This is a genomic window from Pararhizobium sp. PWRC1-1 (assembly GCF_049897905.1).
In the GTDB taxonomy this organism is placed as follows: Bacteria; Pseudomonadota; Alphaproteobacteria; order Rhizobiales; family Rhizobiaceae; genus Pararhizobium.
This window is the reverse complement of record NZ_JAFCXE010000013.1, coordinates 119,207-143,513: the sequence shown is the minus strand read 5'-3', so window position 1 is coordinate 143,513 and position 24,307 is coordinate 119,207. Positions and strand designations below refer to the sequence as shown.

Below are 24,307 nucleotides of genomic sequence, written 5' to 3'. Positions count from 1 at the left end.
ACATGGACCTCAGCGTAAAACGAGAAAGTCTGGAAGCGATGCGCGTATTCGACCTTGCCACAACGCCATTGCGCGAACTGAACAGCGCGCTTCACACCATCGCGCCCGGCGCCAATGACAGCAATTTTGAAGTCGTCAATCCGCGCGGCAGTCATGCGGTCGCTGTCGGTATCGACCAGCCGGTTACCGTCGAGGTGCGCGGCAGCGTCGGTTATTACTGTGCCGGCATGAACGATGGTGGTGCCGTCACCGTTCATGGTTCCGCAGGCCCGGGTGTCGCTGAAAACATGATGTCGGGAACGGTTGTCATCGAAGGCGATGCCAGCCAGTATGCCGGGGCGACAGGCCGCGGCGGTCTGCTGGTCATCAAGGGCAATGCCGCCTCGCGTTGCGGTATCTCGATGAAGGGCATCGATATCGTTGTCCAGGGCAATATCGGCCACATGTCGGCCTTCATGGGCCAGTCCGGTCATCTGGTGGTGCTCGGCAATGCCGGCGATGCGCTGGGGGATTCGCTCTATGAGGCCAAGCTGTTCGTGCGCGGCGAGGTGAAAAGCCTCGGCGCCGATTGCATCCAGAAGGAGCTGCGCCCAGAGCATATCGAAAAGCTTGCCGAGTTGCTGGAGAAGGCAGGCATTACCGACGTCAAGCCGCAGGAATTCAAGCGCTACGGCTCGGCCCGCACCCTCTACAATTTTAACATTGATAACGCTGATGCGTACTAAGGCAGGGAACCGTTCATGAGCTATCACAACCCCTATACCCCGCCGCGCAAGTCAGCGACCTTCGACGACTATACGCTTGCCGAAATCCGCCGTGCGGCTGCCACCGGCATCTACGATATTCGCGGTGCCGGCACCAAGCGCAAGGTTCCGCATTTCGACGACCTGTTGTTTCTCGGTGCTTCGATCTCGCGTTACCCGCTCGAAGGCTATCGCGAGAAATGCGATACATCCGTCGTGCTCGGTGCGCGCCACGCCAAGAAGCCGATCGTGCTGAAGACCCCGATTACCATTGCCGGCATGAGCTTCGGTGCACTCTCGGGCAATGCCAAGGAAGCGCTCGGCCGTGGGGCGACGATCGCCGGGACATCGACCACCACCGGTGACGGTGGCATGACGGACGAGGAGCGCGGCCACAGCCAAACGCTGGTCTACCAGTATCTGCCGTCGCGCTATGGCATGAACCCCAAGGATCTGCGCCGCGCCGATGCAATCGAGATCGTTGTCGGTCAGGGTGCCAAGCCCGGCGGCGGCGGCATGTTGCTCGGCCAGAAGATTTCCGATCGCGTCGCCAATATGCGCAACCTGCCAAAGGGCATCGACCAGCGCTCGGCCTGCCGCCACCCAGACTGGACCGGTCCGGACGATCTGGAAATCAAGATCATGGAATTGCGCGAAATCACCGATTGGGAAAAACCGATCTACGTGAAGGTCGGCGGCGCGCGTCCTTATTATGATACGGCCCTCGCCGTGAAGGCCGGTGCCGATGTGGTCGTGCTCGACGGCATGCAGGGCGGTACGGCGGCAACGCAGGACGTGTTCATCGAGAATGTCGGTATGCCGACGCTCGCCTGTATCCGCCCTGCCGTTCAGGCGCTGCAGGATCTTGGCATGCACCGCAAGGTGCAGCTGATCATCTCCGGCGGTATCCGCTCAGGGGCCGACGTCGCCAAGGCTTTGGCGCTCGGTGCTGACGCTGTTGCCATCGGCACGGCAGCACTGGTTGCCATCGGCGATAACGATCCGCACTGGGAAGAAGAATACCAGAAGCTCGGAACGACAGCCGGTGCCTATGACGACTGGCACGAAGGCAAGGACCCGGCCGGCATTACCACGCAGGACCCGGAGCTTTCCAAGCGCCTCGATCCTGTCGCTGCCGGGCGCCGTCTTGCCAACTATCTCAAGGTGATGACGCTCGAAGCTCAGACGATTGCCAGGGCCTGCGGCAAGAACCATCTGCACAATCTGGAGCCGGAAGACCTCGTCGCACTGACGCTTGAGGCTTCCGCCATGGCGCAGGTGCCGCTCGCCGGCACCAGCTGGATCCCAGGCAAGGGAGGCTTCTGACCCAAACATAGCTTAGGCCGTTGCACGATCTTCAAAGATAGGCAGCGGCCTTTTTACGAAAAAGTGTCTGAATAATCCAAAGGGGAACACAGTGACACTCGATCTTGCTAGCTTTGCCAAAGACCGTGGCATCAAATATTTCATGATCAGCTATACCGACCTGTTCGGCGGCCAACGGGCGAAGCTCGTCCCGACTGAGGCGATTGCCGACATGCAGAAGAACGGCGCGGGTTTTGCCGGTTTTGCCACCTGGCTCGACCTGACGCCCGCCCATCCGGATCTGTTCGCGCTTCCGGATGCATCCTCCGTCATCCAACTCCCTTGGAAGAAGGACGTTGCCTGGGTTGCTGCCGACTGCGTCATGGAAGACCAGCCGGTAGACCAGGCGCCGCGCGTCATGCTGAAACGGCTGGTCGCTGAAGCTGCCAAGGAAGGCCTTCGCGTCAAGACCGGCGTCGAGCCGGAATTCTTCCTGATCTCGCCGGATGGAGGCAAAATTTCCGACGAGTTCGATACCGCCGAAAAGCCCTGCTACGACCAGCAGGCCGTCATGCGCCGCTATGACGTGATCGCCGAAATCTGCGACTATATGCTCGAACTCGGCTGGAAGCCCTACCAGAACGACCATGAGGATGCGAATGGCCAGTTCGAGATGAACTGGGAATATGACGACGTGCTGCAGACGGCCGACAAGCACTCGTTCTTCAAGTTCATGGTGAAAACGGTCGCCGAGAAACACGGCCTTCGCGCCACCTTCATGCCCAAGCCCTTCAAGGGGCTGACCGGCAATGGTTGCCATGCCCATATCTCCGTCTGGGATCTGGAAGGCAAGACCAATGCCTTTGCCGACAAGGAAATGCCGTTTGGTCTTTCGGCGCAGGGCAGGACCTTCCTCGGTGGTATCATGCAGCACGCGTCGGCACTTGCTGCGGTCACCAATCCGACGGTCAACTCCTACAAGCGCATCAACGCGCCACGTACCATTTCCGGTGCGACCTGGGCGCCGAATACGGTCACGTGGACCGGCAACAACCGCACGCACATGGTCCGCGTTCCAGGCCCCGGCCGGTTCGAGTTGCGTTTGCCGGATGGTGCGGTCAATCCGTACCTGCTGCAGGCGATCATCATCGCTGCAGGCTTGAACGGCATCCGCAAAAACGCCGATCCGGGCCGTCACTGGGACATCGACATGTACAAGGAAGGCCACACCGTTACCGGCGCACCGCTGCTGCCCTTGAACCTGCTCGATGCGCTGAGGGAATACGACAAGGACGAAGAACTTAAGGCCACGCTTGGCCAGAGTTTCTCCAGCGCCTACCTGAAGCTCAAGCACCGGGAGTGGAATGCCTACGCATCGCATTTCACCGACTGGGAGCGGCAGACGACGCTCGATATCTGAGCGTTAGGCCACGTTCCAACACCAGAAGAGACGGCGTGGCCTGTTCCTGCTATCCGATGTCGCTAAACGGATGGACGGGCAGGCCGACGCCGCGCTAGCTTCCGTTCCACGATGCTGGGCCGGGAGGGCCAGCCAAGACCCAAAGCGAGAGACTGAAACCGATGAAGAGCTACGTTCTGACCGTATCGTGCAAATCCACCCGTGGCATCGTCGCGGCGATCACCGGCTATCTGGCCGACGAGGGCTGTTACATCACCGACAGCTCGCAGTTCGATGATATGGAGACCGGCCTGTTCTTCATGCGCCTGACCTTCATCAGCCAGGAAGGTGCTACGCTCGACACGCTGAAGGCCGGGTTTGAGGCGGTAAAGACCCGCTTTGGCATGGAAGCCGATATTCTCGACAGCGAGCATCGAATGAAGGTGCTTTTGATGGTGTCGCGCTTTGGTCATTGCCTGAACGACTTGCTCTATCGCTGGAAGATCGGCGCGTTGCCGATCGAGATCGTCGGTGTCGTCTCCAACCATTTCGAATACCAGAAGGTCGTCGTCAATCATGACATCCCGTTCCATCATATTCCGGTGACCAAGGCCAACAAGCCGCAGGCCGAAGCCCGGATCACGGATGTGGTCGAACAGACCGGCACGGAACTGATCGTGCTGGCCCGCTACATGCAGATCCTGTCGGACCAGATGTGCCAGAAGATGTCGGGCAAGATCATCAACATCCACCACTCGTTCCTGCCGTCGTTCAAGGGTGCCAATCCCTACAAGCAGGCCTATGAGCGCGGCGTGAAACTGATCGGTGCGACGGCACATTACGTCACTGCCGATCTCGACGAAGGCCCGATCATCGAGCAGGACATTGCCCGCATCACCCATGCACAGTCGGCCGAAGATTATGTCTCGATCGGCCGCGATGTCGAAAGCCAGGTTCTGGCGCGCGCCGTGCACGCCCATATCCACCACCGCACCTTCATCAACGGCAACCGCACCGTCGTCTTCCCGGCAAGCCCGGGAAGCTATGCGTCGGAGCGCATGGGCTGAACCTCAGCCTCCCATCGCATTTCTTCGCATCCCCGAAAGCCCTGTGCGTTCGGGGATGTTTCATATCTGGAGATGTGTGGTGCGGTTTAAACCGGCGGTGCAATCTCGATCGGTGTGCCGTCCGAAAAGCGGCTGAAGCGAAACGGGGTGGGATCGACGATCGGCGTGGTCCCCATGACCAGATCGGCAGTGAGGTGGCCGGCGCCCGGACCGATACCGAAGCCGTGGCCCGAAAACCCTGTCGCGATAACCAGGCCGGGAAGGCTGTCGAGAGTGGAAATGACCGGGACCGCGTCCGGTGTAACATCGATCAGGCCGGCCCAGATCTGCTCCACCTTCGCGTCACGCAGGACCGGCAGGGCTTCGGTGGCCGCCCGCAGCGCGTTCAAGGCGGATCTGCCATCCGGATTCGGGTCGAGAATACGATGCCGTTCGAATGCGCCGGGCCGGTCGAGGGGAACCGCGGAAATTTCGAACAGTTCCTGAAAGCTTCGGGCGCTGAGGCCGAGTTGCACCGCGTCGCCCTCGGCTTTCCTGGCGGCCTGGAAATCGCGGAAGAAGGCAAAACTGTCCGGCACCAGCGCATGCATATTGATGCCGCCGTTGGCGATGGTGTAGCCGCCGTCCAGCCGTTTCCGGTAGGCATAGGTCGCGGTGGCGCCTGCGCCATCCGGCCCCCGGTTCACCGCGCTGGTGCGCAGCACCGAGTTGCGCACTTTCAGTTGCGGCAGCCGGACATCGAGCCCTTTGCAGAACAGCCGCGACCAGGCGCCGCCGGCAAGCACCACTGCTGAAGTCTCGATACGGCCTTTTTCGGTGATCACGGCGCTGATGCGGCCCGCGCTTTTTTCGATGCCGCGCACGGCGCAGCCTGTCAGGATGCGGGCACCGGCCCGGCGCGCGCCCATTGCAATCGCCGGCAGTGCCTTTTGCGGCTCGGCCCGGGCATCGCTGGGCGTGTAGAGCGCGCCCTTGTATCGCCGCCCGGCGCCCAGCATCACGGCAGCTGTTTCGTCGGGGCCGATCTGGCGGGTGTCGAGGTCATGGGCTTGGGCAAGCTTCAGCCAGACATCGCGGTTGGCGATATCCGTTTCGGTCTCGGAGATATAGACAATACCCGAGCGGTGAAACCCGGTGTGTCCGCCGACGCGCGCATCCAGCCCGTCCCAGATTTTCAAGGCTTCGATGGCGAGTGGAATTTCGCGCCGGTCGCGGCCCATGACCCGGACCCAGCCCCAGTTGCGGCTGGACTGTTCGCCGCCGAGAACGCCTTTTTCGCAGAGCACGACGTCAACGCCGCGCTCGGCAAGGAACAGCGCCGTGCTCACCCCGATAATGCCGCCGCCGATGATGACGACGTCGGCTTTTTTGGGCAAGGCGTAGTCAGTTTCACTGTGGTCGAGGGGTGGGCCGGGCATGGGGAGGGTTCCGCGCGTCGAAGGAGGAGATCTCCGATGTGCACGGTAAATTGCCGTTGTTCAAGTCGCAAAGATTGGCCGGTGTTAGGCCTGCGTCCTGCGGTCAGGCGGGCAGTGAAAAAGCGTCGCTCTCACCTTCGACAAGGTCTTCTGGCCAAACTTTCCTGAGTTCCGCATCCGGATAGAAATGGTTGAAGGCTGGCATGGTGGCGAGCAATGCTTCAGCCAACGCGATGCCGAGATCGCGGCGCGATAGCGTAAAACCGGTCAGGCTTGGCGACAGGAAATGCGATTGCGGGCTCTGTCGGCCGATGATGGCGATATCGCGTCCGGGCTTGAGGCCGGCTTCGCTCATGCCGCGATAGAAGCCGATGGCAATCGTCTCGTTGACCAAAAGGATTGCGGTTGGCCGGTCTTTCATGGCCAGCAGTTGCTGGGCGACGTGATAGCCGCCCGCTTCGTTCGGTTTCGAACTGAAGACGAGATCGGGATCGAGCGTCAATCCGTGCGCTGCAAGGGCTCTGGCGCTTTGATCGACGAAGAGATGACCAAGGTTGATGTCGTCATGCGGCCGCGTCACGGCGATGCGCCGGTGACCTTTGGCCACCAGCCGGTCGATCGAGGTCTGCGCCATGCCTTCGAAGTCGAGATCGAGCCAGGGCTGGCCGACATCCGTCAGGCTGCGTCCCAAAGTAACAAACGGGATCTTGCGTTTGGCGAGAAATTCGAAGCGCGGATCGTGCCGCTGCGTGGCTGACAAAATGAGACCGTCGGCAAAACCGCGGGCGACGACACGGCGAAGATAGTCGTCCGGGTCTTCTTCCGACGAGCAGAGCAGGGCGACCAGATCAAGGCGATGGCGGGCAAAGACGGTCTGGACGCCATCGAACACACTCATGAAGAACGTATCACCCTGACCTGTGATCTCGGTGCCGGTCTGCATCATGAAGCCGATGATGTTGGTCGTGCCCTGGCGCAGGCTGCGGCCGGACTGGTTGGGCACATAGCCGAGTTCGGCGGCGGCTTCGAGAACCTTGCGGCGCGTTTCCTCATTGACATCGGGCCGCCCGTTCAAAGCGCGGGAGACAGTGCCGATGGAAATATCGAGATGTTGTGCAAGCCTGCGTATGCCCGTCATTTCAGCTGCTTTCAACGCGTGATTCCGGTGATCCGATGTCCATCTATTGACACGTTTCAAAAATCGTTCATAGTTCCGTAAACGTTTACGGCGGCCGAAAAGGAGCGAAAACCGTAGACTTGGAGGAGGAGAATTCCAATTTGCGTGCAGTTCTGTGCGGGTGCGGAGCCATGGCCAAAGGCTGGCTCAAGGCGATCGCCGAAAACCCTGAAATTCGCTCGGCGGTTGATGTCGTCGGGCTCGTCGACGTCAATCCGGCGGCGGCAAAAGCGCTGGCCGCTGAATTCGGTCTCACGGATGCCGTCATCGGTTCCGACCTTGCCGACGTCCTGGCAAAGACCTCTGCCGATATCGTTTTCGATGTCGTCATCCCGTCCGCGCGTGGCGATGTGGTGGGAACGGCGCTCGCCCATGGCTGCCACGTGCTCAGCGAAAAGCCGATGGCGGCGTCGATCGAGGCTGGCCGCACACTGATTGCCCAGGCCGAGGCCGCCGGGAAAATCCATGCGATCGTCCAGAACCGCCGGTTCATTTCGGGCATTCGCCGCATCCGCCGTCTGGTGGAGAGCGGTGCGCTCGGCGAATTGACGGCCATTCATTGCGATTTCTTCATCGGCGCGCATTTCGGCGGGTTCCGCGAGGAGATGGACAATGTGCTGCTGCTCGACATGGCGATCCACACGTTCGACGCTGCCCGCTTCGTGGCGGACAAAGTGCCGGTGGCAGTCTACTGCCACGAAAGCAACCCGCGCGGCTCCTGGTATGCGCATGGCGCCGCCGCCAATGCGATCTTTGAATTTTCCGACGACGTGACCTTCACCTATCGCGGTTCCTGGTGCGCCGAAGGGGCCAATACCAGCTGGGAAAGCCAGTGGCGGATCATCGGCACCAAGGGCACCTTGCTCTGGGATGGTGCGGACGATTTCAAGACCGGCGTAGTTGCGGGAACCGAAGGGTTCTTTCGTCCGATCGAAGCTATCGACGTGCCGCAGCCGGCAGACGAGGCACAGACCCACGGTCATGCCAGCGTCATAGCAGATTTTCTGAACGCCATCCAATCCGGCGCCAAGCCGGAGACGGTCAGCAACGACAATATCAACAGCCTTGCCATGGTGTTTGCGGCGATCGAGAGCGCCCGCATCCGGCAGCGCGTGACCTTATGAAGAACAGGACAGTTTGATGAGCAATCCGGCAAAAGCCATCCGCATCGGCACCATGATCAGCGCATCCGCAGGCAAGGCGGCCGAGCGTATCGGCAAGGTGGCAGACATGGGCTTTGAAAGCTTCGAACCCTTCTTCTGGCAGACAACCAATGGCCAGAACCTCGCCGAACTCGGCAAGCGCTGCGTCGAGGCGATCGGTGATCGCGACATCACCATTTCGACGCTCGGCATGTTCGGCAATCCGCTGGAGACCACCGATATCGATCGCGATACGCTGCAGGGCTGGAAGGACTGCATCGACAACGCCCACCATTTCGGCGCCACCTGCGTTGCGGGCTTCACCGGCCGCATCCGCAACAAGCCGCTGACGGACAGCCTGCCGCGCTACAAGGAAGTCTGGAGCGAGCTTGCCAAGCGCGCCGCCGACAAGGGTGTGAAGATCGCATTCGAGAATTGCGCCATGGACGGCAACTGGGCAACCGGCGACTGGAACATCGCCCACAACCCGGATGCGTGGGAACTGATCTTCAACGAAACGCCGGATGACAATATCGGGCTCGAATGGGAGCCGTGCCACCAGATGGTCTATCTCATCGACCCGCTGCCGCAGATCCGCAAATGGGCAAGCAAGATCTTCCACGTGCACGGCAAGGACGCGACGATCCGCTGGGACGTCATCCGCGAGCACGGTATTTTCGGCAAGGAAAAGTTCGTGTTCATGCGCACGCCGGGTTTTGGCGATACCAACTGGACGGACGTGATTTCCGAGTTGCGGCTTGCCGGCTGGTCCGGCTCGATCGATATCGAGGGCTGGCACGATCCGGTCTATCGCGATGCGCTTGAAATGACCGGCCAGGTTCATGGCCTCAATTATCTGAAAACTTGCCGGGGCGGCGATTTCGTCGTTGATCCCGCCTGAGTGGCCAGGCTGCCTGACCGATCAGGCGGCTTGATTGGGACTGAAATGAACTGAAGAAGGCCGGCATGGAGGATGACGGCCGACAGGATAACCACAAGGAGGAAAATTATGGGTATTCGCAAATATGCAGTCATTGGTGCGTTGGCGCTTGCAGGCGTGTCGATGTTGGGTCTTTCCGCCAAAGCGGAAGATGTGAAGCTGACAGTCTGGTCGCTTGACCGTGACATTCAACCGGCGCCGCATCTGGTGGCCGATTTCAACAAGCTCAACAACGGCATCCAGATCGAGTACCGCCAGATCCAGTTCGACGATGTGGTCAGCGAGGCGATGCGCGCCTATTCGACCGGTCAGGCGCCGGATATCATCGCCATCGACAATCCGGAGCATGCACTGTTTTCATCGCGCGGCGCCTTCCTCGATCTCACCGACATGATCTCGAAATCGACGGTGATCAAGCCGGAGAACTACTTCCCCGGGCCGCTGAAATCGGTCGAGTGGGATGGCAAATATTACGGCGTGCCGAAGGCGACGAACACGATCGCGCTCTACTACAACAAGGATATGTTCAAGGCGAAGGGTCTCGACCCGAACAAGCCGCCGCAGACCTGGGATGAGCTTGTCGGGGATGCGCGCAAGCTGACCGATCCGGCGGCCAACGTCTATGGCCTGGCCTTCTCCGCCAAGGCGAGCGAGGAAGGCACCTTCCAGTTCCTGCCCTGGGCGCAGATGGGTGGCGGCAGCTACGAAAACATCAATTCCGAAGGTGCGGTGAAGGCGCTGACGGTCTGGAAAACGATCATGGATGAGAAGCTTGCCTCGCCGGATACGCTGACCCGGGGCCAGTGGGATTCGACCGGTACCTTCAATTCCGGCAATGCCGCCATGGCAATCTCCGGTCCGTGGGAACTCGACCGCATGACGCAGGAGGCAAAATTCGACTGGGGCGTGACGCTGCTGCCGGTGCCGCAGGACGGTGCCGAACGCTCTTCGGCCATGGGCGATTTCAACTGGGCGATCTTCGCTTCGACCAAACATCCGGAGGAAGCATTCAAGGCACTCGAATTCTTCGCCTCGCAGGATGATAAGATGTTCAAGAACTACGGCCAGCTTCCGGCCCGTTCCGACATCTCCATCCCGGAAACCGGTCAGGCGCTCAAGGATGCCGGCCTCAAGGTGTTCCTCGAACAACTGAAATACGCCAAGCCGCGCGGTCCGCATCCGGAATGGCCAAAGATCTCCAAGGCGATCCAGGATGCCATCCAGGCAGCGCTGACCGGCCAGTCGAGCCCGAAGGACGCGCTTGATCAGGCGGCCGAAAAGATCAAAGCTGTTCTGGGCTGAGCTTGCTTTCTCTCTTCTCCCCAGCGGGGAGAAGATGCCCAATGGGCAGATGAGGAGCGGCAGCGACGCTTGCTTTCGCGAAAGCCATAAGCAAACGGCTGCGCGGGCCGCCCCCTCATCCGGCCCTTCGGGCCACCTTCTCCCCGCTGGGGAGAAGGGAAAATAGCCGATGGCCTGCGCCATCATCATTTCCTCCCGGAAGGGGTTGTCTTGCGCGCCAATGCGTCAGGCAACCCCGTTCGGAGCATCGGAGGCCCTATGAAGCGGCTGCTTTCCAGCATCCGGGATGGCAACGGTTTCGATATCGTGCTCGTCGCCTTTCCACTCGGTTTTCTATTCCTGATGGCGGGTCTGCCGCTGCTCTACAATATCCTGATGAGCTTTCAGGAAGTCGACATGTTCAGCCTCGGCACGTTGCTGCGGCCCTTCGTCGGTTTCAAGAATTATCGGGACCTGTTTGCCCAGCCGGAGACATGGCCGATCCTTGGCAATACGGCGATCTTCGTGATCGGTTCGATTGCCGGCCAGTTCCTGATCGGCTTCGGGCTGGCGCTGTTCTTCTGGGTGAATTTTCCGGGTGCTTCGTGGCTGCGCGGCCTGTTCCTGGTATCCTGGGTAATGCCCGGCCTCGTCGTCGGCGCCATCTGGAACTGGATACTGTCGGGCGATTTCGGGGTGCTGAACTTCATGCTGAGGGAAACCGGCATCATCTCAGGCAATATCTTCTGGCGCTCCGACCCGAACTATTCGCTCTATGCCGTCATCATGGCCAATGTCTGGTTGGGCACGGCCTTCAACATGATCCTCCTGTCCGTTGGTCTGGCGAGCATTCCCGGTGATCTCTATGAGGCCGCCGAACTCGACGGCGCCAATGCCTGGCAGCGCTTCTGGACGATCACCCTGCCGATGATGCGCTCGACCATCGGCGCGATCATTTCGCTCGGCCTGATCTTCACCCTGCAGCAATTCGACCTCTTTGCCGCAATCACATCGGGCGGACCGAACAATTCGTCCAACGTCACGCAATACTGGGCCTGGGACCTGTCGTTTAGGCAATATGACTTTGCCAAGGGCGCGACGATTTCCGTCATCATGATCGTCTTCGTGATGTTTGCCTCGGTCGTCTATGTCCGCTCTACACGTCATGAGGTGCGCGGATGAGCGACACCAACCGCAACCGCCTAATGCTGGTGATCGCCCTTATCATGGCGGCAATCTATCTGTTTCCACTTTACTGGATGTATATCACCGCGCTGAAAAGCGGCTCGGAGATGTTTGCCACACCACCGAGTTTCTGGCCATCGGAGCCGCAATGGGGCACCTACACCTTTGTCTGGGAAAGCCGGGGCATGGGCCGCTATCTGTGGAACTCGCTGATCATCGCCTTCGGCTCGGTCACCCTGATCACCGTTCTCGGCGTCGGCTGCGCCTATGTGCTGGCGCGCTATCGCAATGTCTGGGTTGATATCGGGCTGTTCCTGATCCTGATGCTGCAGGTTCTGCCGGCATCGCTGATGATCACGCCGATCTTCGTCGGTTTCTCGCAGCTGGGCATGCTGAACTACCCGCGTCTGGCCGTGATCATCGCCATTGCCGCCAAAAGCATGCCGTTCTTCGTCGTTCTTGTCCGCGCCACCTTCATGGCGGTGCCGCAGGAACTGGAAGAGGCAGCACTGGTCGATGGCAATTCGCGCGTGGGCGCCTTCTTCAACATCGTGCTGCCGCTTGCCCGCAACGGCATTCTCGTCAGTGCCATCCTGATCTTCATGCAGGCCTTTGGCGAATTCGTCTATTCGAAATCGATCATCCAGGCGGTGGAACTGCAGCCCGCCAGTGTCGGTCTCAACTCGTTCATGGGGCCGAACACCAATGAATGGAACAATATCATGGCCTATGCCACGATCTACGTGACCCCCATTCTCGCCATTTTCGTGCTGTTGCAGCGGCGCATCGTCTCCGGCCTTACTTCGGGAGCCATCAAATGACCAAGCAGATCGAGCTCTCGGGCGTCAACAAATATTACGGCGCCTTCCATGCACTGAAAAACATCGAGCTCAGCATCGAGAAGGGCAGCTTCGTCGCGCTCGTCGGTCCCTCCGGCTGCGGCAAGTCCACGCTGCTGCGCTCGCTCGCAGGGCTTGAAAGCATCTCAACGGGTGACCTGAAGATTGCCGGCGAGCTGATGAACAATGTGCCGCCGCGCAAGCGCGACATCGCCATGGTGTTTCAATCCTATGCGCTCTATCCGCATATGACGGTGGAGCAGAACCTCACCTACAGCCTGCGCATTCGCGGTGTTCCGAAGGCGCAAGCCAGGAAGGCGGCGGAGGAAGTGGCGGCGACCACCGGGCTGTCGCAGCTTCTCGGCCGCTATCCGCGCGAACTGTCGGGCGGCCAGCGCCAGCGTGTTGCCATGAGCCGGGCGATCATTCGTCATCCGAAGGCCTTCCTGTTCGATGAGCCGTTGTCCAACCTCGATGCCGCGCTGCGTGTCCATATGCGCAAGGAAATCCGCACCCTGCATGACCGGCTGGGTGCGACATCCGTCTACGTGACCCATGACCAGATCGAGGCGATGACCATGGCCGACCACGTCGTGGTCATGAAGGATGGCGTCATCGAGCAGCAGGGCGCGCCGCTCGACCTATACGACCGGCCAGCCAACAGGTTTGTCGCCGGTTTCATCGGCTCACCGGCGATGAATTTCGTGCCCGCCGTGGTCGGGGAGGACGGCCGTTCTCTGGCGGTCGATGTCGGAGAAAAGCAGACCATCGTTCTTGACCGGCAATTGCAGCCCGGCCGCAAGGTAACGGCGGGGCTGAGGCCCGAGCATCTGCATTTCGTCGAGCCGGGGCAGGGCGTTTTCCGCCTGCCGGTCGGCATCGTCGAAAGCACCGGCTCGGCGACGTACATAACAACATCGACTGCTGCGGAGGTGACGATCGTCGAAACCTCGCGCCGGCAGGTTCGGACAGGAGATGTCATCGATGTATCGATCCGTCCGGCCGATGTGCATGTGTTCGATGTCGAGACCGGATTGCGGGTTTGAAGGCGGCAGCCACTCTGGAGTGAAGGCGGCGCTATACATCGGCAGGCGGGCGCGATAATCTTTTATCGATCCAGCCAGGGCACGTAGAACCGCATGACACAGATAGATCACAGCAGTCTCCACCCCGTTTTGCGGGTCGATTTCCCCCATGCCGAACGGTTGGGCCGAGGCAAGATCGAGTTGCTCGAGCATATCCGCGAAACCGGATCGATCTCGGCTGCGGGCCGTGCCATGGATATGTCCTACCGGCGGGCCTGGCTTTTGGTGAGCGCGCTCAATAGCATGTTCAGGCAGGAGGCTGTGGAATCGCAGCGTGGTGGAAAACAGGGCGGCGGTGCGGTTTTGACGCCCTTCGGTGAGGCGTTGATCCGTCAGTTCCGCGCGATGGAGGAGAAGGCACAGGCGGCGCTGGCATCCGAACTGGCCTGGTTGCAGGACAATCTCAGCGCAAGCGCGCCGGAGATCAGAGATCCAGAGCCACGCTCTTGATAATGGCATGAACCGGCTTGCCGGTATGCAGTCCGAGCAGGTCGCGCGACAGCGCCGTTACCCGCGAAACGATCGTCACGTCACCGCAATCCAGCCGAACATCGACCATGCCTTGCGCCGGTTCCCCGATCTCGATGATCGTTGCGGGCAGAATGTTGAGCGCGCTCAGCCCTTCCGGCCGGCTGGTTGCCAGCATGACGTCGCGAGCGGCGATTTGCAGCCGCACGCTCTTGCCGATGGCAGCATGCAGGTCCGGCACACGGATTTCAGCCTTTCCTGCACGGATGACGGTGATTTGATGTTCTGCGTCCGTCGCCTCGACTATGCCGTCGATCACCACGCCGGCTTCCCGCCGGCTGATGGTCGAGGAGGGTTGGCTGAGGATGGTTGCTGCGTCACCTGACGCGCTGACGCGGCCGTTTTCCAGAATGATGACCTTTGTCGCCAGCCGGGCGACCTCGGCGACCGAGTGGCTGACATAGATGATCGGAATATCCGCCTCGTCGCGCAATCGCTCCAGATAGGGCAGGATCTCCGCCTTGCGTTCCTCGTCGAGCGCGGCCATGGGCTCGTCCATCAGCAGAAGGCGCGGATTAGACAACAGCGCCCTGCCAATGGCGATACGCTGCTTTTCGCCGCCGGAGAGATTAGCCGGTGCGCGGTCCAGCAGGGCGCCGACGCCGAGCAGATCGACGATCCGGTCGAAATCCGCTCCGCCATGGCTGCGCCGGGCAAACCATCGGCCATAGCCGAGATTGCGCCGGACGCTCAGATGCGGAAAGAGGCGGGATTCCTGAAAGACATAACCGAAGCGGCGTTTGTGCGCGGGCACGAAAACACGGTTGTCACCGTCGAAAAGCACGTCGCCGTTGAAGGTCAGAGACCCGCTCCCGGGCCGCATCAGCCCGGCGATGATGTTGATCAGCGAGGTCTTGCCGGAGCCCGAGCGACCGAAGAGGGCGGTCACTCCCTTGTCCGCCGAGAATGCCGCTTCGACGGAAAACGCGCCAAGCCTGTGGCGGATATCGACCTCAAGGCTCATGCCGCGTCAACCTTCTTCGCTGCGAGATTTGCGAGAATTTCCGACACCATCAGGGCAGCCATGGAAATGACGATGGAAATGAGGGTCAGGCGAAATGCACCCGCATCGCCACCGGGAACCTGGGTAAAGGTATAGATCGCCGAAGACAGTGTCTGGGTTTCTCCGGGAATATTGGAGACGAAGGTGATCGTCGCACCGAATTCGCCCATCGCCTTGGCAAAAGCGAGGACCATGCCGGCGATGACGCCCGGCAGCACGAGTGGCAGCGTGACGGTGAGGAAGACCCAAATTGGTCCAGCGCCTAGTGTCGATGCCGCCTGTTCCAGCCGGCGGTCCACAGCCTCGATCGACAGGCGGATGCTGCGCACCATCAACGGAAAAGCCATCACCGCGCAGGCAAGAGCAGCGCCGGTCCAGCGGAAGGAAAAGACTATGCCGGTATATTCGGCGAGAAACGCACCGATCGGGCCGCGTTTGCCGAACAGAACCAGAAGAAGAAAGCCGGTAACGACCGGTGGCAGGATCAGGGGAAGATGAACCAGGCCATTGAGGATGGATTTCCCCCAGAAACGCCCGCGTGCCAGAAGCATGGCAATGCCGATGGCAAACGGCAGGCTGACGATCATGGCGACGAAGGATACGCGCAGGCTGAGGCGGATCGCCGTCCATTCCGCGTCGCTTAAAGCCAACCAATCCAAATGCCTATGCTCCGTCCCCAGCGGTCAAACGATATGCGCTCCATCCATTGGCGGATAGAGCGCATCGTTGTCTTATTTCGGGTAGTTTTATTTCAGGCCAACTTACTTCAGGATCGTGAAGCCCTGGGCTTCGAATAGAGCGGCCGCCTTGGCAGACTTGACGAAGCCGACATAGGCGGCGGCGTCCGGATTCTTGCTGTCGGCGGTAATTGCAATCGGGTAGACGATCGGTGGATGGCTGTCTTCCGGGAAGGTGCCGGCAATCGTCACGCCTTTGTCGGCGGCCGCATCCGTCTGGTAGACGATGCCGTAGGGCGCTTCGCCTTTGGAAACCAGTAGAAGCGCTGCACGGACGTTTTCAGCGCCGGCGACATTCTTTTCGACCGACGACCAGATGCCGAGCTTTTCAAGCGCCGTCTTGCCGTATTTGCCGGCCGGAACGGAATCGACGGCGCCCATGGCGAGCTTTTCGTCGCCGAGCAGGGCCTTCAGATCAAGCCCCTGCTTGATATCGACCGGGGCAGCATCCTTTTTGCCGGTGACCAGCACGATACGGTTGCCGAGCAGGTTGGCGCGGGTATGATCCTTGATCAGCTTCTTTTCAGCGACGTAGTCCATCCAGGCAAGGTCAGCTGAAATGAAAACGTCGGCCGGTGCGCCGGATTCGATCTGCTTGGCGAGTGCCGAGCTTGCCGCGTAGGAAACGGTGGTTTCCTTGCCGGCTTCCTTCTGCCATTCGGCATTGACGGCATCGAGCGCGTTCTTGAGGCTTGCCGCGGCAAAGACCGTGACCTTTTCGGCAGCGGCGGCAGGCTGGACGAGCGACGTGCCGCCGATCCAGAGTGCAACGGCGGCAGTTCCGAGAAATTTCAGCAAGGTTCGACGTTCAGTGCGCATGCGGTCCCCCATTGGTTTCGAGATATCCCTTTAGATATAACGGTATAATTCGATTGGCCAGCGTTATATTGATCAAAATATATTGAAACTCATTCGTCTCAACCTGCGCCGTGCTGCTTGCCATCGACGGGGCTGACGTTAAATTCGGCGGCACAGGATTGACCGGAATGAACAGGGTAGGGAATGCCATGGAATCGACTGTGAAGATCGAGGAGAGCTGGAAGGCGGCTTTGAACGCGGAATTCTCCAGCCCTTACATGGCCGAGTTGAAAAAATTCCTGGTAGAGGAGAGGAACGAGGGAAAGCAGATTTTCCCCAAGGGGCCGGAGTATTTTCGCGCCCTCGACCTGACGCCGCTCAACAAAGTGCGCGTCGTTATCCTCGGTCAGGACCCCTATCACGGCGAGGGGCAGGCGCATGGGTTATCGTTCAGCGTCAAACCCGGCTTGCGTTCGCCGCCATCGCTGGTGAACATCTACAAGGAGTTGCAAAGCGATCTCGGTATCCCGCCCGCCCGTCACGGTTTCCTGGAAAGCTGGGCGCGGCAGGGCGTCTTGTTGCTCAACAGCGTGCTGACGGTCGAACGGGCGATGGCGGCATCACACCAGGGCAAGGGCTGGGAAAAATTCACCGATGCGATCATCCGGGCTGTCAACGATCAGGAGCATCCGGTCGTCTTCATCCTCTGGGGAGCCTATGCGCAGAAGAAGGCGTCTTTCGTCGACCAGTCGCGCCATCTGGTGATCCGCTCGCCGCACCCGTCGCCGCTTTCGGCCCATAACGGTTTTTTCGGCACCAAACCCTTTTCCAAGGCCAATGACTTTCTCGTCTCGAAAGGACGCGAACCGATCGACTGGGCTCTGCCCGCCAATCCGGAGATGCTGGCTTAGGTCAACGTCTGGGAGGATGGTGGTTCGGGTTTCTTGGCATTCCGCCGGGCAACGACGCTTTCGCGCCAGACGGTGAAAATACCGGCGCAGACGACGATCACCGAGCCAAGGATCATGTTGAGGTTCAGCGTCTCGCCGAAGATCGAGACGCCGATGATCGAGGCGAAAACCAGCTGGAGATAGGTCAGCGGTTGAACCTCGGACGCGTCCAGAAGTTCATAGGCCTTGATCAGGAAGAAATGGCTGGTCGTTCCGGTGATGCACAGAAGCAGCATCCAGGCCCAGTCCTGCGGCGCGAGCGTCGTCCAGTAGAAAGGTCCGACAAGGGTGATCGCAACAGCACCGGCAACGCCGGTGTAGAAAAAGCTCGTCATCGCGCCGTCGTCGCGGCTGACCAGCCGTGTCGAGATGACGTAGATCGCAAAGATCAGCGCCGAGGAGATCGGGATCAGGAAATTGATGTCGAAGCTGCTGTCGTCGGGTTTCAAAATCAGCAACACGCCCAGCAACCCGACGATGATCGCCGTCCAGCGCCGCCAGCCAACGCGCTCGCCGAGCAGCGGCATGGAAAGAAGCGCCACGAACAGTGGACCGGAGGAGAAAATCGCCTGCGAATGGGCAAGACCGACCCTTGAGAAAGAAATGATGACGATAACGATCTGTGCGACCAGCAGGATGCCGCGCAGAATCTGCAGGATCGGGCGTTTCGTCCTTGCCGTGACGGATAAGCCGCCGCGCGAACGGGCTGCCAGGGCGATGGCGAACGCGGCAAAGGCCCAATAGCGGATCATTGTTATGAAGACCGGAGGGTAGAGGCCGCCCAGATGCTTGGAGATCGCGTCCTGTATCGAGAAGATGACAAGGGCAAGTAGGACGAAGATGTAGCCGGTTCGCTTCGAGGTCATGACATCGGTCATACACCGGCTGTGCCGGAGCCTGCCACGCGATTTTGGCGATGCAGTACGGATTGTTTTACATCGGCGTTTTCCAGCAACACGGCGGTGTCGATCACCGCCGTGTTGCCTGATGGGATCAATCCTCCCGGAATGTATGCTGAATCTGTTCAGTCAGCGGCTTGGCGAGATACGAGATTACGGTGCGGTCGCCGATCTTGATGAAGACCTCGGCCGGCATGCCCGGGTAGAGGGTAAGCCCCTTCAGGCCCGCCAGACTTTCCGTTTTCGGCTTGATGCGTAGCGGGTAATAGCTCGAGCCTGTCCGCTGGTCCGTAACCAGGTCAGGTGCGACGGTGACGACTTCCGCGTCGACGATCGGGGTGGTGCGTTGGTTGAAGGCGCTAAAGCGGATTTCCACCGGCTGGCCGACACGGATCTGGTCAATGTCATGGGTGGCGATCTTGGCTTCGACAGTCAGGCCGTCCGAGCCGGGGACCACAACCATCAGTACTTCGCCCGGATTGATGACACCGTTCACAGTATGGACAGCCAGCTGATAGATCCGGCCGTCCAGTGGCGCACGGATATCCAGGCGCTTCAACTGGTCAATGGCGGCGACCCGGCGGTCCTCGTATTCGGCGATCTTTGCCTCGACGTCCGTCAATTCCTTGGCGTTTTCGGTGCGGCGGTCCTCGTCTAGCTGTAGTATCTGCAGATCGACTTCGCTCGACTTTCCGGCGGACTGGGCGCGTGCGGCGAGACGGGCGCCACGGTCGCCGTCGAGTTGAGCCCGGTCACGTTTCAACTCAACCACTCGCTGCATTGGAATGAGACCCTTGCCGTAGAGCTTTTCGAGCCCTTTGAGCTCTTCATTGATGAGCTTCACCGCGTCCTCGATCGCAGCCAGCTGGACGGTCAGCCCCTTTGTCTCGTCGGCAAGCTGGTCCTTGCGTGACGCAAGCTGGGCTTTCATGCCAACAAGCGCGTTTTTCCGGCTGACGAACAGCGTGCGTTCGCTCTCCTCAAGGACACTGCCGGGAGTACTCGTGCCCGACGTCAATTCGTCCAGATTCTCCGGGATCTTGAAATCGTCGGCCCCCAGTTGCTCCGCCAGCAGACGGGCTTTGCGGGCATAGAGCTGCGCCAGCGTATTGCGGACGATCGACATGTTGGCACGCACGGTGGTGCCGTCGAGCTTGATCAGGATCTGGCCCGCCGTGACGGTGTCGCCTTCCTTGACCAGCACTTCGCCAACGATGCCACCGGTCAGGTGCTGGATCTTCTTGACGTTGTTCTCGACGACGACTGTGCCACTCGCGACGATCGCGCTCGACAGTTCGGTGGTCATTGCCCAGCCGCCGACCCCGACGATCAGCGCAAACGCCAGGACCGATACGGCGGTGATGTGCCGGCCAAGCGAGCGGCGCGAGGTTACGGGCTTTGTTACGATATCGTTCACGATGCGGAATCCTGTCCTTCACTCACGATTTTCAGCGAGGCTGTTTTGGCTATTTGAGGCTGCTGGCTTTCCTTGCGCAGGATCTGCGCGAGGATTTCGTCCTTCGGCCCGAAGGCCTGCATGCGGCCCTCGTTCATCATCAAAACCATGTTGGCAGCGGCAAGTGCGCTTGGCCGGTGAGCGATGACGATGACGATACCGCCGCGCGCGCGCACGCTCATGATCGCTTCGCTGAGGGCTCGTTCGCCCTCCGCGTCGAGATTGGAATTGGGCTCGTCGAGGACGACGAGGAACGGTTCATCGTAAAGAGCGCGAGCAAGGGCCAGGCGTTGGCGCTGACCAGCCGACAAGGCCGTGCCGCCTTCGCCGATCTCTGTCTCATAGCCGTTCGGCAGTTTGAGAATGAGATTGTGGACACGCGCTGCCCGAGCCGCTGAGACGATGGCATCCGGCGAGGCGTTTTCGATGAAGCGGGCGATATTCTGCGCCACCGTGCCGGCGAAAAGTTCGACGTCCTGTGGCAGGTAGCCGATGGAGCGGCCGAGCCGGTCACTGTCCCATTGGTCGAGTGCCGCACCATCAAGGCGTACTGCCCCGCGAAATGAGGGCCAGATGCCGATCAAGGCACGTGCGAGCGAGGATTTACCCGAGGCGCTCGGGCCGATAACACCAAGCGCCGTACCGGCGGATATGGTGAAATTGACTTCTGCAAAGGTCAGGCGCTGTGCGCCGGGGGGGCCGCCGGCCAGATTTTCAACGCTGAGCTTCTCTTTCGGTACTGCCAGTTCCATTGGCGCGTCGCGTTCCGGCAGGGCCTGCAGCAAATCCTTTAGCCGCTGCCAGCTCTGACGGCAGGAAACAAACCCGCGCCAGTTGCCGATGGCCAGTTCCACCGGGGCCAGCGCCCGCGCCGTCAGGATGGAGCCGGCAATAATGATGCCAGGAGATGCCATTCCTTCGATGACGAGGACCGCGCCTGTTGCCAGAACTGCAGACTGCAGCGCCATTCTAAACACCTTGGACAAGGCACCATAACCGTTGCCGACGTCGGAGGTTGTGCGGTTATGTTCCCGATAAGTGTCGTTACGATGTTCCCAGAGCTGCGACATCCGGCCCATCATGCCCATGGCCTGCATGACTTCGGCATTGCGTTGCGAGGCTTGAGCAAAGGCGTTGCGCTGGTTGCCTGCCTCGGATGCTCTCTTTGACGGGCCTTCCGTGCCGCGATTGGTCAGGAAGGTCAGGATGATGAGAATAATCGAACCGACGATCGCAACGACGCCGATCAACGGATGGAACAGGAAGCAGATGCCGATGTAGAAGGGGAGCCACGGCAGATCGAAGAATGCGGCTGGGCCGCTGCCCGACAGGAATGAGCGAACCTGGTCGAAGTCCCGCAACGCCTGCAGGCCATCGCCCTGGGTGCGCAATTTCAACGGTGCCTGAACCACTGCTCGATATATACGCGCGCTCATGGCTTCATCGAGTGCGCCGGCAACGCGCACGAGCATGCGGCCGCGCATCATTTCGAAAGCGCCCTGGAATGCATAAAGCAGCAGTGCGAGCAGGCAAAGCGCAATGAGCGTGGGGATGCTTCTGCTCGGAATAACCCGGTCATAGACTTCAAGCATGAAGAAGGAGCCGGTGAGATAGAGGATATTGACCAGCGCACTGGCGACAAAGATACCGATGAAGCCTGCCTTGCAGTTCCACAGCGCCTCGCCTGGGTCGGATGCGCTGACTTTATTTTTCGAATGATTCGTCACTGTTGAGGTCCTTACGAGGCGCTTTGCGTCTCAAATGGAATGCACAATGCGCGACTATCTCTCTGAAGTCGCATTCCCGGGAAACATGTCACCTGGGGGGCATAAATGGAGCGTCGCCAACGGGCGGCTATCGGCGCCTATGTAAATGAATTTTCGCTAATGTAAACGAATTTGTCGTCGTTAGAGGGACAGAAATTGATTCATAGCATAGTTTTCGAGTCGCTTGGTGAAAGTATTTTTGCTTTCTAAACAATTACTTAGATTTTTCCAAACTCCCTGTCGCCTTGCGCTCCACAGAGCAATCGGACAAAGACGGTAAATCTTCGAAAAGGCTGAAAAATGAGAAATATCCTGATCGTCGGCATCGGTACCGGTAATCCCGAGCATCTCACCGTTCAGGCAATCAATGCTCTGAATGCAGCGGCCGTCCTGTTCATTCCGACCAAGGGCGAAGCGAAGGCTCAGCTAGCCGAAATCCGCCGTGATATCGTCTCGCGCCATGTCACGAGACGGGACAACCGGGTCGTGGAATTCGAGGTTCCCGTTCGCCAGATTGCGGGGCGCTCTTATTCGCAGAGCGTCGATGAGTGGCACGCCGCGATTGCAGCAACCTACGAACGTCTTCTGCTTGAAGTGCTTGAGGAGGGGGAGACCGGCGCCTTTCTCGTCTGGGGTGATCCTATGCTCTATGACAGCACCATCCGGATCATTGAGCGTGTTCGGGCGTTGGAGACGGTGCAATTCGACTATTCGGTCATTCCCGGCATTACCAGCATTCAGGCGCTTGCCGCCAGCCACAGGATCCCGCTCAATCTCGTTGGCAAGCCCGTGGAGATCACCACTGGCCGGCGCCTGTCCGAAAGCTTTCCGCAGAAAAGCGAGACGGCCGTCGTCATGCTTGATGGCGAGCAGGCGTTTATGAAGATCGAGGATCCGGACGCGCGGATCTACTGGGGCGCCTATCTTGGTACCGAGCAGGAGATCATCATTTCAGGACGCCTTGCCGACGTGAAGGAGGATATCCTCAAAACCCGGGCGGCGGCGCGGGCACAGCATGGCTGGATCATGGATATCTACCTTCTGCAGAAGGGTGCGGATTTCGAAGAATAGCGGCGAAAGCGGTGCTTCGTTTTGACTTGGTACACGGCATGGCGGCCGGTTTGTCTGTGTTGTAGAGTGCTGTTGTCACGGGCAAATGGTGGCCTGGGACTTTGGATTTGCTTTTTTAAGACTGGAGATGGCTAGCTGCCTGTCATGACGTTCTGTGCCGCACCATCCGATAGATCAATGCAAGCCACGCAGATCGCGCCGATGCGCCGCGGTGCGTGTCCATCATTGTCAACGCCGATGATGACGGGCGACGGTCTTTTGGTGCGCTTGCGGCCCAAAAAATCGGGGTTTGCGCTCGCGGAACTGACGGCGATAGCCGATGCGGCTGCTTTGTGTGGAAACGGCATCCTCGAGATCACGGCGCGCGGCAATCTGCAAATCCGTGGCTTGACCGCGCAGACCGTCCCGCTTCTGTCCCAAAAAGTCGCCGAGGCTGGGATAGCGATCGCAGAGGGGCTAGCGATTGAAACGCCGCCGCTGGCCGGACTGGATCCAACTGAAATTGCCGATGCTGTTTCCGCTGCTGAGCGGTTGCGTGATGCTGTGGCTGCACATCAGCCGCCTTTGGCCCTGGCGCCGAAGCTATCGGTCGTCATCGATGGCGGCGGCCAGTTGAATCTGGGTGCAGTCACCGCCGATATTCGGTTGCGCGCGGTTCGGACCAATGGACAAGTGCTTTGGCTGTTGTCTCTTGCCGGTACGGAAACGACGGCAAGGCGGATTGCGGCGCTGGAAGAAGCGGCTGTCGTCCCGGCAGTGATGGATATTCTCAAAAACCTTGCTGCGATCGGCAGGGACGCCCGCGCCCGTGATATCGTCGGTGCGGTTGCAACCCGCTGGGCAACGACACTCAATCTCGACGAGATCGCGCCCATGGTGCCCGCACCGAACGCTGCCGGTATTCATGATCTTGGGAAAGGTTGCTCTGTTCTCGGCATCGGCCTGCCATTCGGACAAATCCACGCGCTGGGTGTTGGCACATTGCTCGAAGCGCTCGAAATACTGGGGGCGACGGAAATCCGGCTGGCGCCCGGCCATGCGCTGATGGTGCTGGGTATTGCGCCTGACCGGATCGGTGCGGCGCAGGCTTTGGCTCTCGGTCATGGCCTGCGGGCCGTTCCGCGGGATCCGCGAAATCACATCGCTGCCTGCGCTGGTCTTGGCGCCTGCGCCTCGGCGCGGATCGATACGCGAGCCGTGGCGCAAATGGTTGTCGATACCGCACCGGCGCTGCTCGACGGATCGCTGACGGTGCATGTTTCCGGCTGCGCCAAGGGCTGCGCCAAGCCATCTGCCTCGGCTCTGACGATCACGGCTGCGCCAACAGGCTACGGACTTGTCGTAAATGGCCCAGCATCGGCAGTGCCAACCGCTTATATCGAAGAAAACAACATAAGAACCGCGCTTGAACACCTCGACAAGCTGGTGTCTGAGCGGAAACAGGGTGGCGAATCGGCCCGATCCTGCCTTACACGGCTCGGAGCGGATGGGATCACAGCCGCGGTTCAACAGGGATAG

22 protein-coding genes are annotated in these 24,307 nt (G+C 60.0%); 14 read left to right on the top strand and 8 right to left on the bottom strand.

The window, feature by feature from the left end; all coding sequences use genetic code 11:
- Window positions 1-38 precede the first annotated feature (38 nt).
- The 4 genes from ACP7E0_RS20250 to purU all read left to right on the top strand — a co-directional run bounded on the left by ACP7E0_RS20250 (window position 39) and on the right by purU (window position 4,514).
- Window positions 39-725, top strand: a complete 687-nt coding sequence (locus ACP7E0_RS20250; RefSeq protein WP_426127346.1) for a protein GlxC — start codon at window positions 39-41, stop codon at window positions 723-725.
- Between the two features lie 15 nt (window positions 726-740).
- The gene (locus ACP7E0_RS20245) at window positions 741-2,069 is read left to right on the top strand and encodes an FMN-binding glutamate synthase family protein (RefSeq protein WP_113247224.1); all 1,329 of its coding nucleotides are present in this window, start codon (window positions 741-743) and stop codon (window positions 2,067-2,069) included.
- Window positions 2,070-2,160: 91 nt separating this feature from the next.
- Window positions 2,161-3,468 (top strand): type III glutamate--ammonia ligase, encoded by a 1,308-nt coding sequence (glnT, locus tag ACP7E0_RS20240; protein WP_426127251.1) that lies wholly within the window; start codon window positions 2,161-2,163, stop codon window positions 3,466-3,468.
- Between the two features lie 161 nt (window positions 3,469-3,629).
- Window positions 3,630-4,514 (top strand): formyltetrahydrofolate deformylase, encoded by an 885-nt coding sequence (gene purU, locus ACP7E0_RS20235; RefSeq protein WP_426127249.1) that lies wholly within the window; start codon window positions 3,630-3,632, stop codon window positions 4,512-4,514.
- 86 nt (window positions 4,515-4,600) lie between these two features.
- Here purU and ACP7E0_RS20230 read toward each other — a convergent pair whose 3' ends face one another.
- Together ACP7E0_RS20230 and ACP7E0_RS20225 are read right to left on the bottom strand one after the other, a co-directional pair.
- Window positions 4,601-5,932, bottom strand: a complete 1,332-nt coding sequence (locus ACP7E0_RS20230; RefSeq protein WP_426127247.1) for an NAD(P)/FAD-dependent oxidoreductase — start codon at window positions 5,930-5,932, stop codon at window positions 4,601-4,603.
- Window positions 5,933-6,035: 103 nt separating this feature from the next.
- Window positions 6,036-7,070: a LacI family DNA-binding transcriptional regulator gene (locus tag ACP7E0_RS20225; RefSeq protein WP_426127245.1), complete on the bottom strand. Its 1,035-nt coding sequence runs from the start codon at window positions 7,068-7,070 to the stop codon at window positions 6,036-6,038.
- A 170-nt stretch (window positions 7,071-7,240) separates the two neighbouring features.
- Between ACP7E0_RS20225 and ACP7E0_RS20220 the strand changes: the two genes are divergently transcribed.
- From ACP7E0_RS20220 to ACP7E0_RS20190, 7 genes are all read left to right on the top strand, one after another.
- Window positions 7,241-8,233, top strand: coding sequence for a Gfo/Idh/MocA family protein (locus tag ACP7E0_RS20220; RefSeq protein ID WP_426127243.1), 993 nt, complete (start codon window positions 7,241-7,243; stop codon window positions 8,231-8,233).
- Between the two features lie 16 nt (window positions 8,234-8,249).
- Window positions 8,250-9,152 (top strand): sugar phosphate isomerase/epimerase family protein, encoded by a 903-nt coding sequence (locus ACP7E0_RS20215; protein ID WP_426127241.1) that lies wholly within the window; start codon window positions 8,250-8,252, stop codon window positions 9,150-9,152.
- A 108-nt stretch (window positions 9,153-9,260) separates the two neighbouring features.
- On the top strand, window positions 9,261-10,493 hold the full coding sequence (locus ACP7E0_RS20210; protein WP_426127239.1) for an ABC transporter substrate-binding protein: 1,233 nt from the start codon (window positions 9,261-9,263) through the stop codon (window positions 10,491-10,493).
- Between the two features lie 258 nt (window positions 10,494-10,751).
- The gene (locus ACP7E0_RS20205; RefSeq protein WP_426127237.1) at window positions 10,752-11,654 is read left to right on the top strand and encodes a carbohydrate ABC transporter permease; all 903 of its coding nucleotides are present in this window, start codon (window positions 10,752-10,754) and stop codon (window positions 11,652-11,654) included.
- On the top strand, window positions 11,651-12,478 hold the full coding sequence (locus tag ACP7E0_RS20200; protein WP_426127235.1) for a carbohydrate ABC transporter permease: 828 nt from the start codon (window positions 11,651-11,653) through the stop codon (window positions 12,476-12,478). Before ACP7E0_RS20205 ends, ACP7E0_RS20200 begins: the two co-directional genes overlap by 4 nt.
- Window positions 12,475-13,542, top strand: a complete 1,068-nt coding sequence (locus tag ACP7E0_RS20195) for an ABC transporter ATP-binding protein (RefSeq protein ID WP_426127233.1) — start codon at window positions 12,475-12,477, stop codon at window positions 13,540-13,542. The genes ACP7E0_RS20200 and ACP7E0_RS20195 overlap by 4 nt, the downstream gene beginning before the upstream one ends.
- 93 nt (window positions 13,543-13,635) lie before the next feature.
- Window positions 13,636-14,031, top strand: coding sequence for a winged helix-turn-helix domain-containing protein (locus ACP7E0_RS20190; protein ID WP_426127232.1), 396 nt, complete (start codon window positions 13,636-13,638; stop codon window positions 14,029-14,031).
- Here ACP7E0_RS20190 and modC read toward each other — a convergent pair.
- The 3 genes from modC to modA form a co-directional block, all read right to left on the bottom strand.
- A complete protein-coding gene (gene modC, locus ACP7E0_RS20185) occupies window positions 14,006-15,073 on the bottom strand; it encodes a molybdenum ABC transporter ATP-binding protein (protein WP_426127230.1) in 1,068 nt (355 codons plus the stop codon). The genes ACP7E0_RS20190 and modC overlap by 26 nt on opposite strands.
- Entirely contained in the window at window positions 15,070-15,771 is a 702-nt protein-coding gene (gene modB / locus ACP7E0_RS20180; RefSeq protein ID WP_426127229.1) for a molybdate ABC transporter permease subunit, read from the bottom strand. The genes modC and modB overlap by 4 nt, the downstream gene beginning before the upstream one ends.
- Before the next feature lie 102 nt (window positions 15,772-15,873).
- Window positions 15,874-16,668, bottom strand: coding sequence for a molybdate ABC transporter substrate-binding protein (gene modA, locus ACP7E0_RS20175; RefSeq protein ID WP_426127228.1), 795 nt, complete (start codon window positions 16,666-16,668; stop codon window positions 15,874-15,876).
- 188 nt (window positions 16,669-16,856) lie between these two features.
- Between modA and ung the strand changes: the two genes are divergently transcribed.
- Entirely contained in the window at window positions 16,857-17,558 is a 702-nt protein-coding gene (ung, locus tag ACP7E0_RS20170) for a uracil-DNA glycosylase (RefSeq protein ID WP_426127344.1), read from the top strand.
- Here ung and ACP7E0_RS20165 read toward each other — a convergent pair.
- From ACP7E0_RS20165 to ACP7E0_RS20155, 3 genes are all read right to left on the bottom strand, one after another.
- Entirely contained in the window at window positions 17,555-18,463 is a 909-nt protein-coding gene (locus ACP7E0_RS20165) for a DMT family transporter (RefSeq protein ID WP_426127227.1), read from the bottom strand. The two genes, ung and ACP7E0_RS20165, sit on opposite strands and share 4 nt — an antisense overlap.
- 127 nt (window positions 18,464-18,590) lie before the next feature.
- On the bottom strand, window positions 18,591-19,913 hold the full coding sequence (locus ACP7E0_RS20160; protein ID WP_426127225.1) for an HlyD family type I secretion periplasmic adaptor subunit: 1,323 nt from the start codon (window positions 19,911-19,913) through the stop codon (window positions 18,591-18,593).
- Window positions 19,910-21,679, bottom strand: coding sequence for a type I secretion system permease/ATPase (locus ACP7E0_RS20155; protein ID WP_426127223.1), 1,770 nt, complete (start codon window positions 21,677-21,679; stop codon window positions 19,910-19,912). The genes ACP7E0_RS20160 and ACP7E0_RS20155 overlap by 4 nt, the downstream gene beginning before the upstream one ends.
- 339 nt (window positions 21,680-22,018) lie before the next feature.
- Between ACP7E0_RS20155 and cobF the strand changes: the two genes are divergently transcribed.
- Together cobF and cobG are read left to right on the top strand one after the other, a co-directional pair.
- Complete coding sequence (gene cobF / locus ACP7E0_RS20150) at window positions 22,019-22,789, top strand: precorrin-6A synthase (deacetylating) (protein WP_426127221.1); 771 nt, start codon at window positions 22,019-22,021, stop codon at window positions 22,787-22,789.
- 144 nt (window positions 22,790-22,933) lie between these two features.
- Complete coding sequence (gene cobG, locus ACP7E0_RS20145; RefSeq protein WP_426127219.1) at window positions 22,934-24,307, top strand: precorrin-3B synthase; 1,374 nt, start codon at window positions 22,934-22,936, stop codon at window positions 24,305-24,307.

What these genes read in the sequence shown, in the direction of transcription:
- ACP7E0_RS20205 (WP_426127237.1), top strand. Translation starts at nt 10,752, where the DNA reads ATGAAGCGGCTGCTTTCCAGCATCCGGGATGGCAACGGTTTCGATATC.
- cobF (WP_426127221.1), top strand. Translation starts at nt 22,019, where the DNA reads ATGAGAAATATCCTGATCGTCGGCATCGGTACCGGTAATCCCGAGCAT.
- modA (WP_426127228.1), bottom strand. Translation starts at nt 16,668, where the DNA reads ATGCGCACTGAACGTCGAACCTTGCTGAAATTTCTCGGAACTGCCGCC.
- ACP7E0_RS20250 (WP_426127346.1), top strand. Translation starts at nt 39, where the DNA reads ATGCGCGTATTCGACCTTGCCACAACGCCATTGCGCGAACTGAACAGC.
- purU (WP_426127249.1), top strand. Translation starts at nt 3,630, where the DNA reads ATGAAGAGCTACGTTCTGACCGTATCGTGCAAATCCACCCGTGGCATC.
- cobG (WP_426127219.1), top strand. Translation starts at nt 22,934, where the DNA reads ATGACGTTCTGTGCCGCACCATCCGATAGATCAATGCAAGCCACGCAG.
- ACP7E0_RS20200 (WP_426127235.1), top strand. Translation starts at nt 11,651, where the DNA reads ATGAGCGACACCAACCGCAACCGCCTAATGCTGGTGATCGCCCTTATC.
- ACP7E0_RS20220 (WP_426127243.1), top strand. Translation starts at nt 7,241, where the DNA reads ATGGCCAAAGGCTGGCTCAAGGCGATCGCCGAAAACCCTGAAATTCGC.
- ACP7E0_RS20230 (WP_426127247.1), bottom strand. Translation starts at nt 5,932, where the DNA reads ATGCCCGGCCCACCCCTCGACCACAGTGAAACTGACTACGCCTTGCCC.
- ung (WP_426127344.1), top strand. Translation starts at nt 16,857, where the DNA reads ATGGAATCGACTGTGAAGATCGAGGAGAGCTGGAAGGCGGCTTTGAAC.
- ACP7E0_RS20245 (WP_113247224.1), top strand. Translation starts at nt 741, where the DNA reads ATGAGCTATCACAACCCCTATACCCCGCCGCGCAAGTCAGCGACCTTC.
- ACP7E0_RS20190 (WP_426127232.1), top strand. Translation starts at nt 13,636, where the DNA reads ATGACACAGATAGATCACAGCAGTCTCCACCCCGTTTTGCGGGTCGAT.
- ACP7E0_RS20195 (WP_426127233.1), top strand. Translation starts at nt 12,475, where the DNA reads ATGACCAAGCAGATCGAGCTCTCGGGCGTCAACAAATATTACGGCGCC.
- ACP7E0_RS20215 (WP_426127241.1), top strand. Translation starts at nt 8,250, where the DNA reads ATGAGCAATCCGGCAAAAGCCATCCGCATCGGCACCATGATCAGCGCA.
- ACP7E0_RS20225 (WP_426127245.1), bottom strand. Translation starts at nt 7,070, where the DNA reads ATGACGGGCATACGCAGGCTTGCACAACATCTCGATATTTCCATCGGC.
- ACP7E0_RS20165 (WP_426127227.1), bottom strand. Translation starts at nt 18,463, where the DNA reads ATGACCTCGAAGCGAACCGGCTACATCTTCGTCCTACTTGCCCTTGTC.
- ACP7E0_RS20210 (WP_426127239.1), top strand. Translation starts at nt 9,261, where the DNA reads ATGGGTATTCGCAAATATGCAGTCATTGGTGCGTTGGCGCTTGCAGGC.
- modC (WP_426127230.1), bottom strand. Translation starts at nt 15,073, where the DNA reads ATGAGCCTTGAGGTCGATATCCGCCACAGGCTTGGCGCGTTTTCCGTC.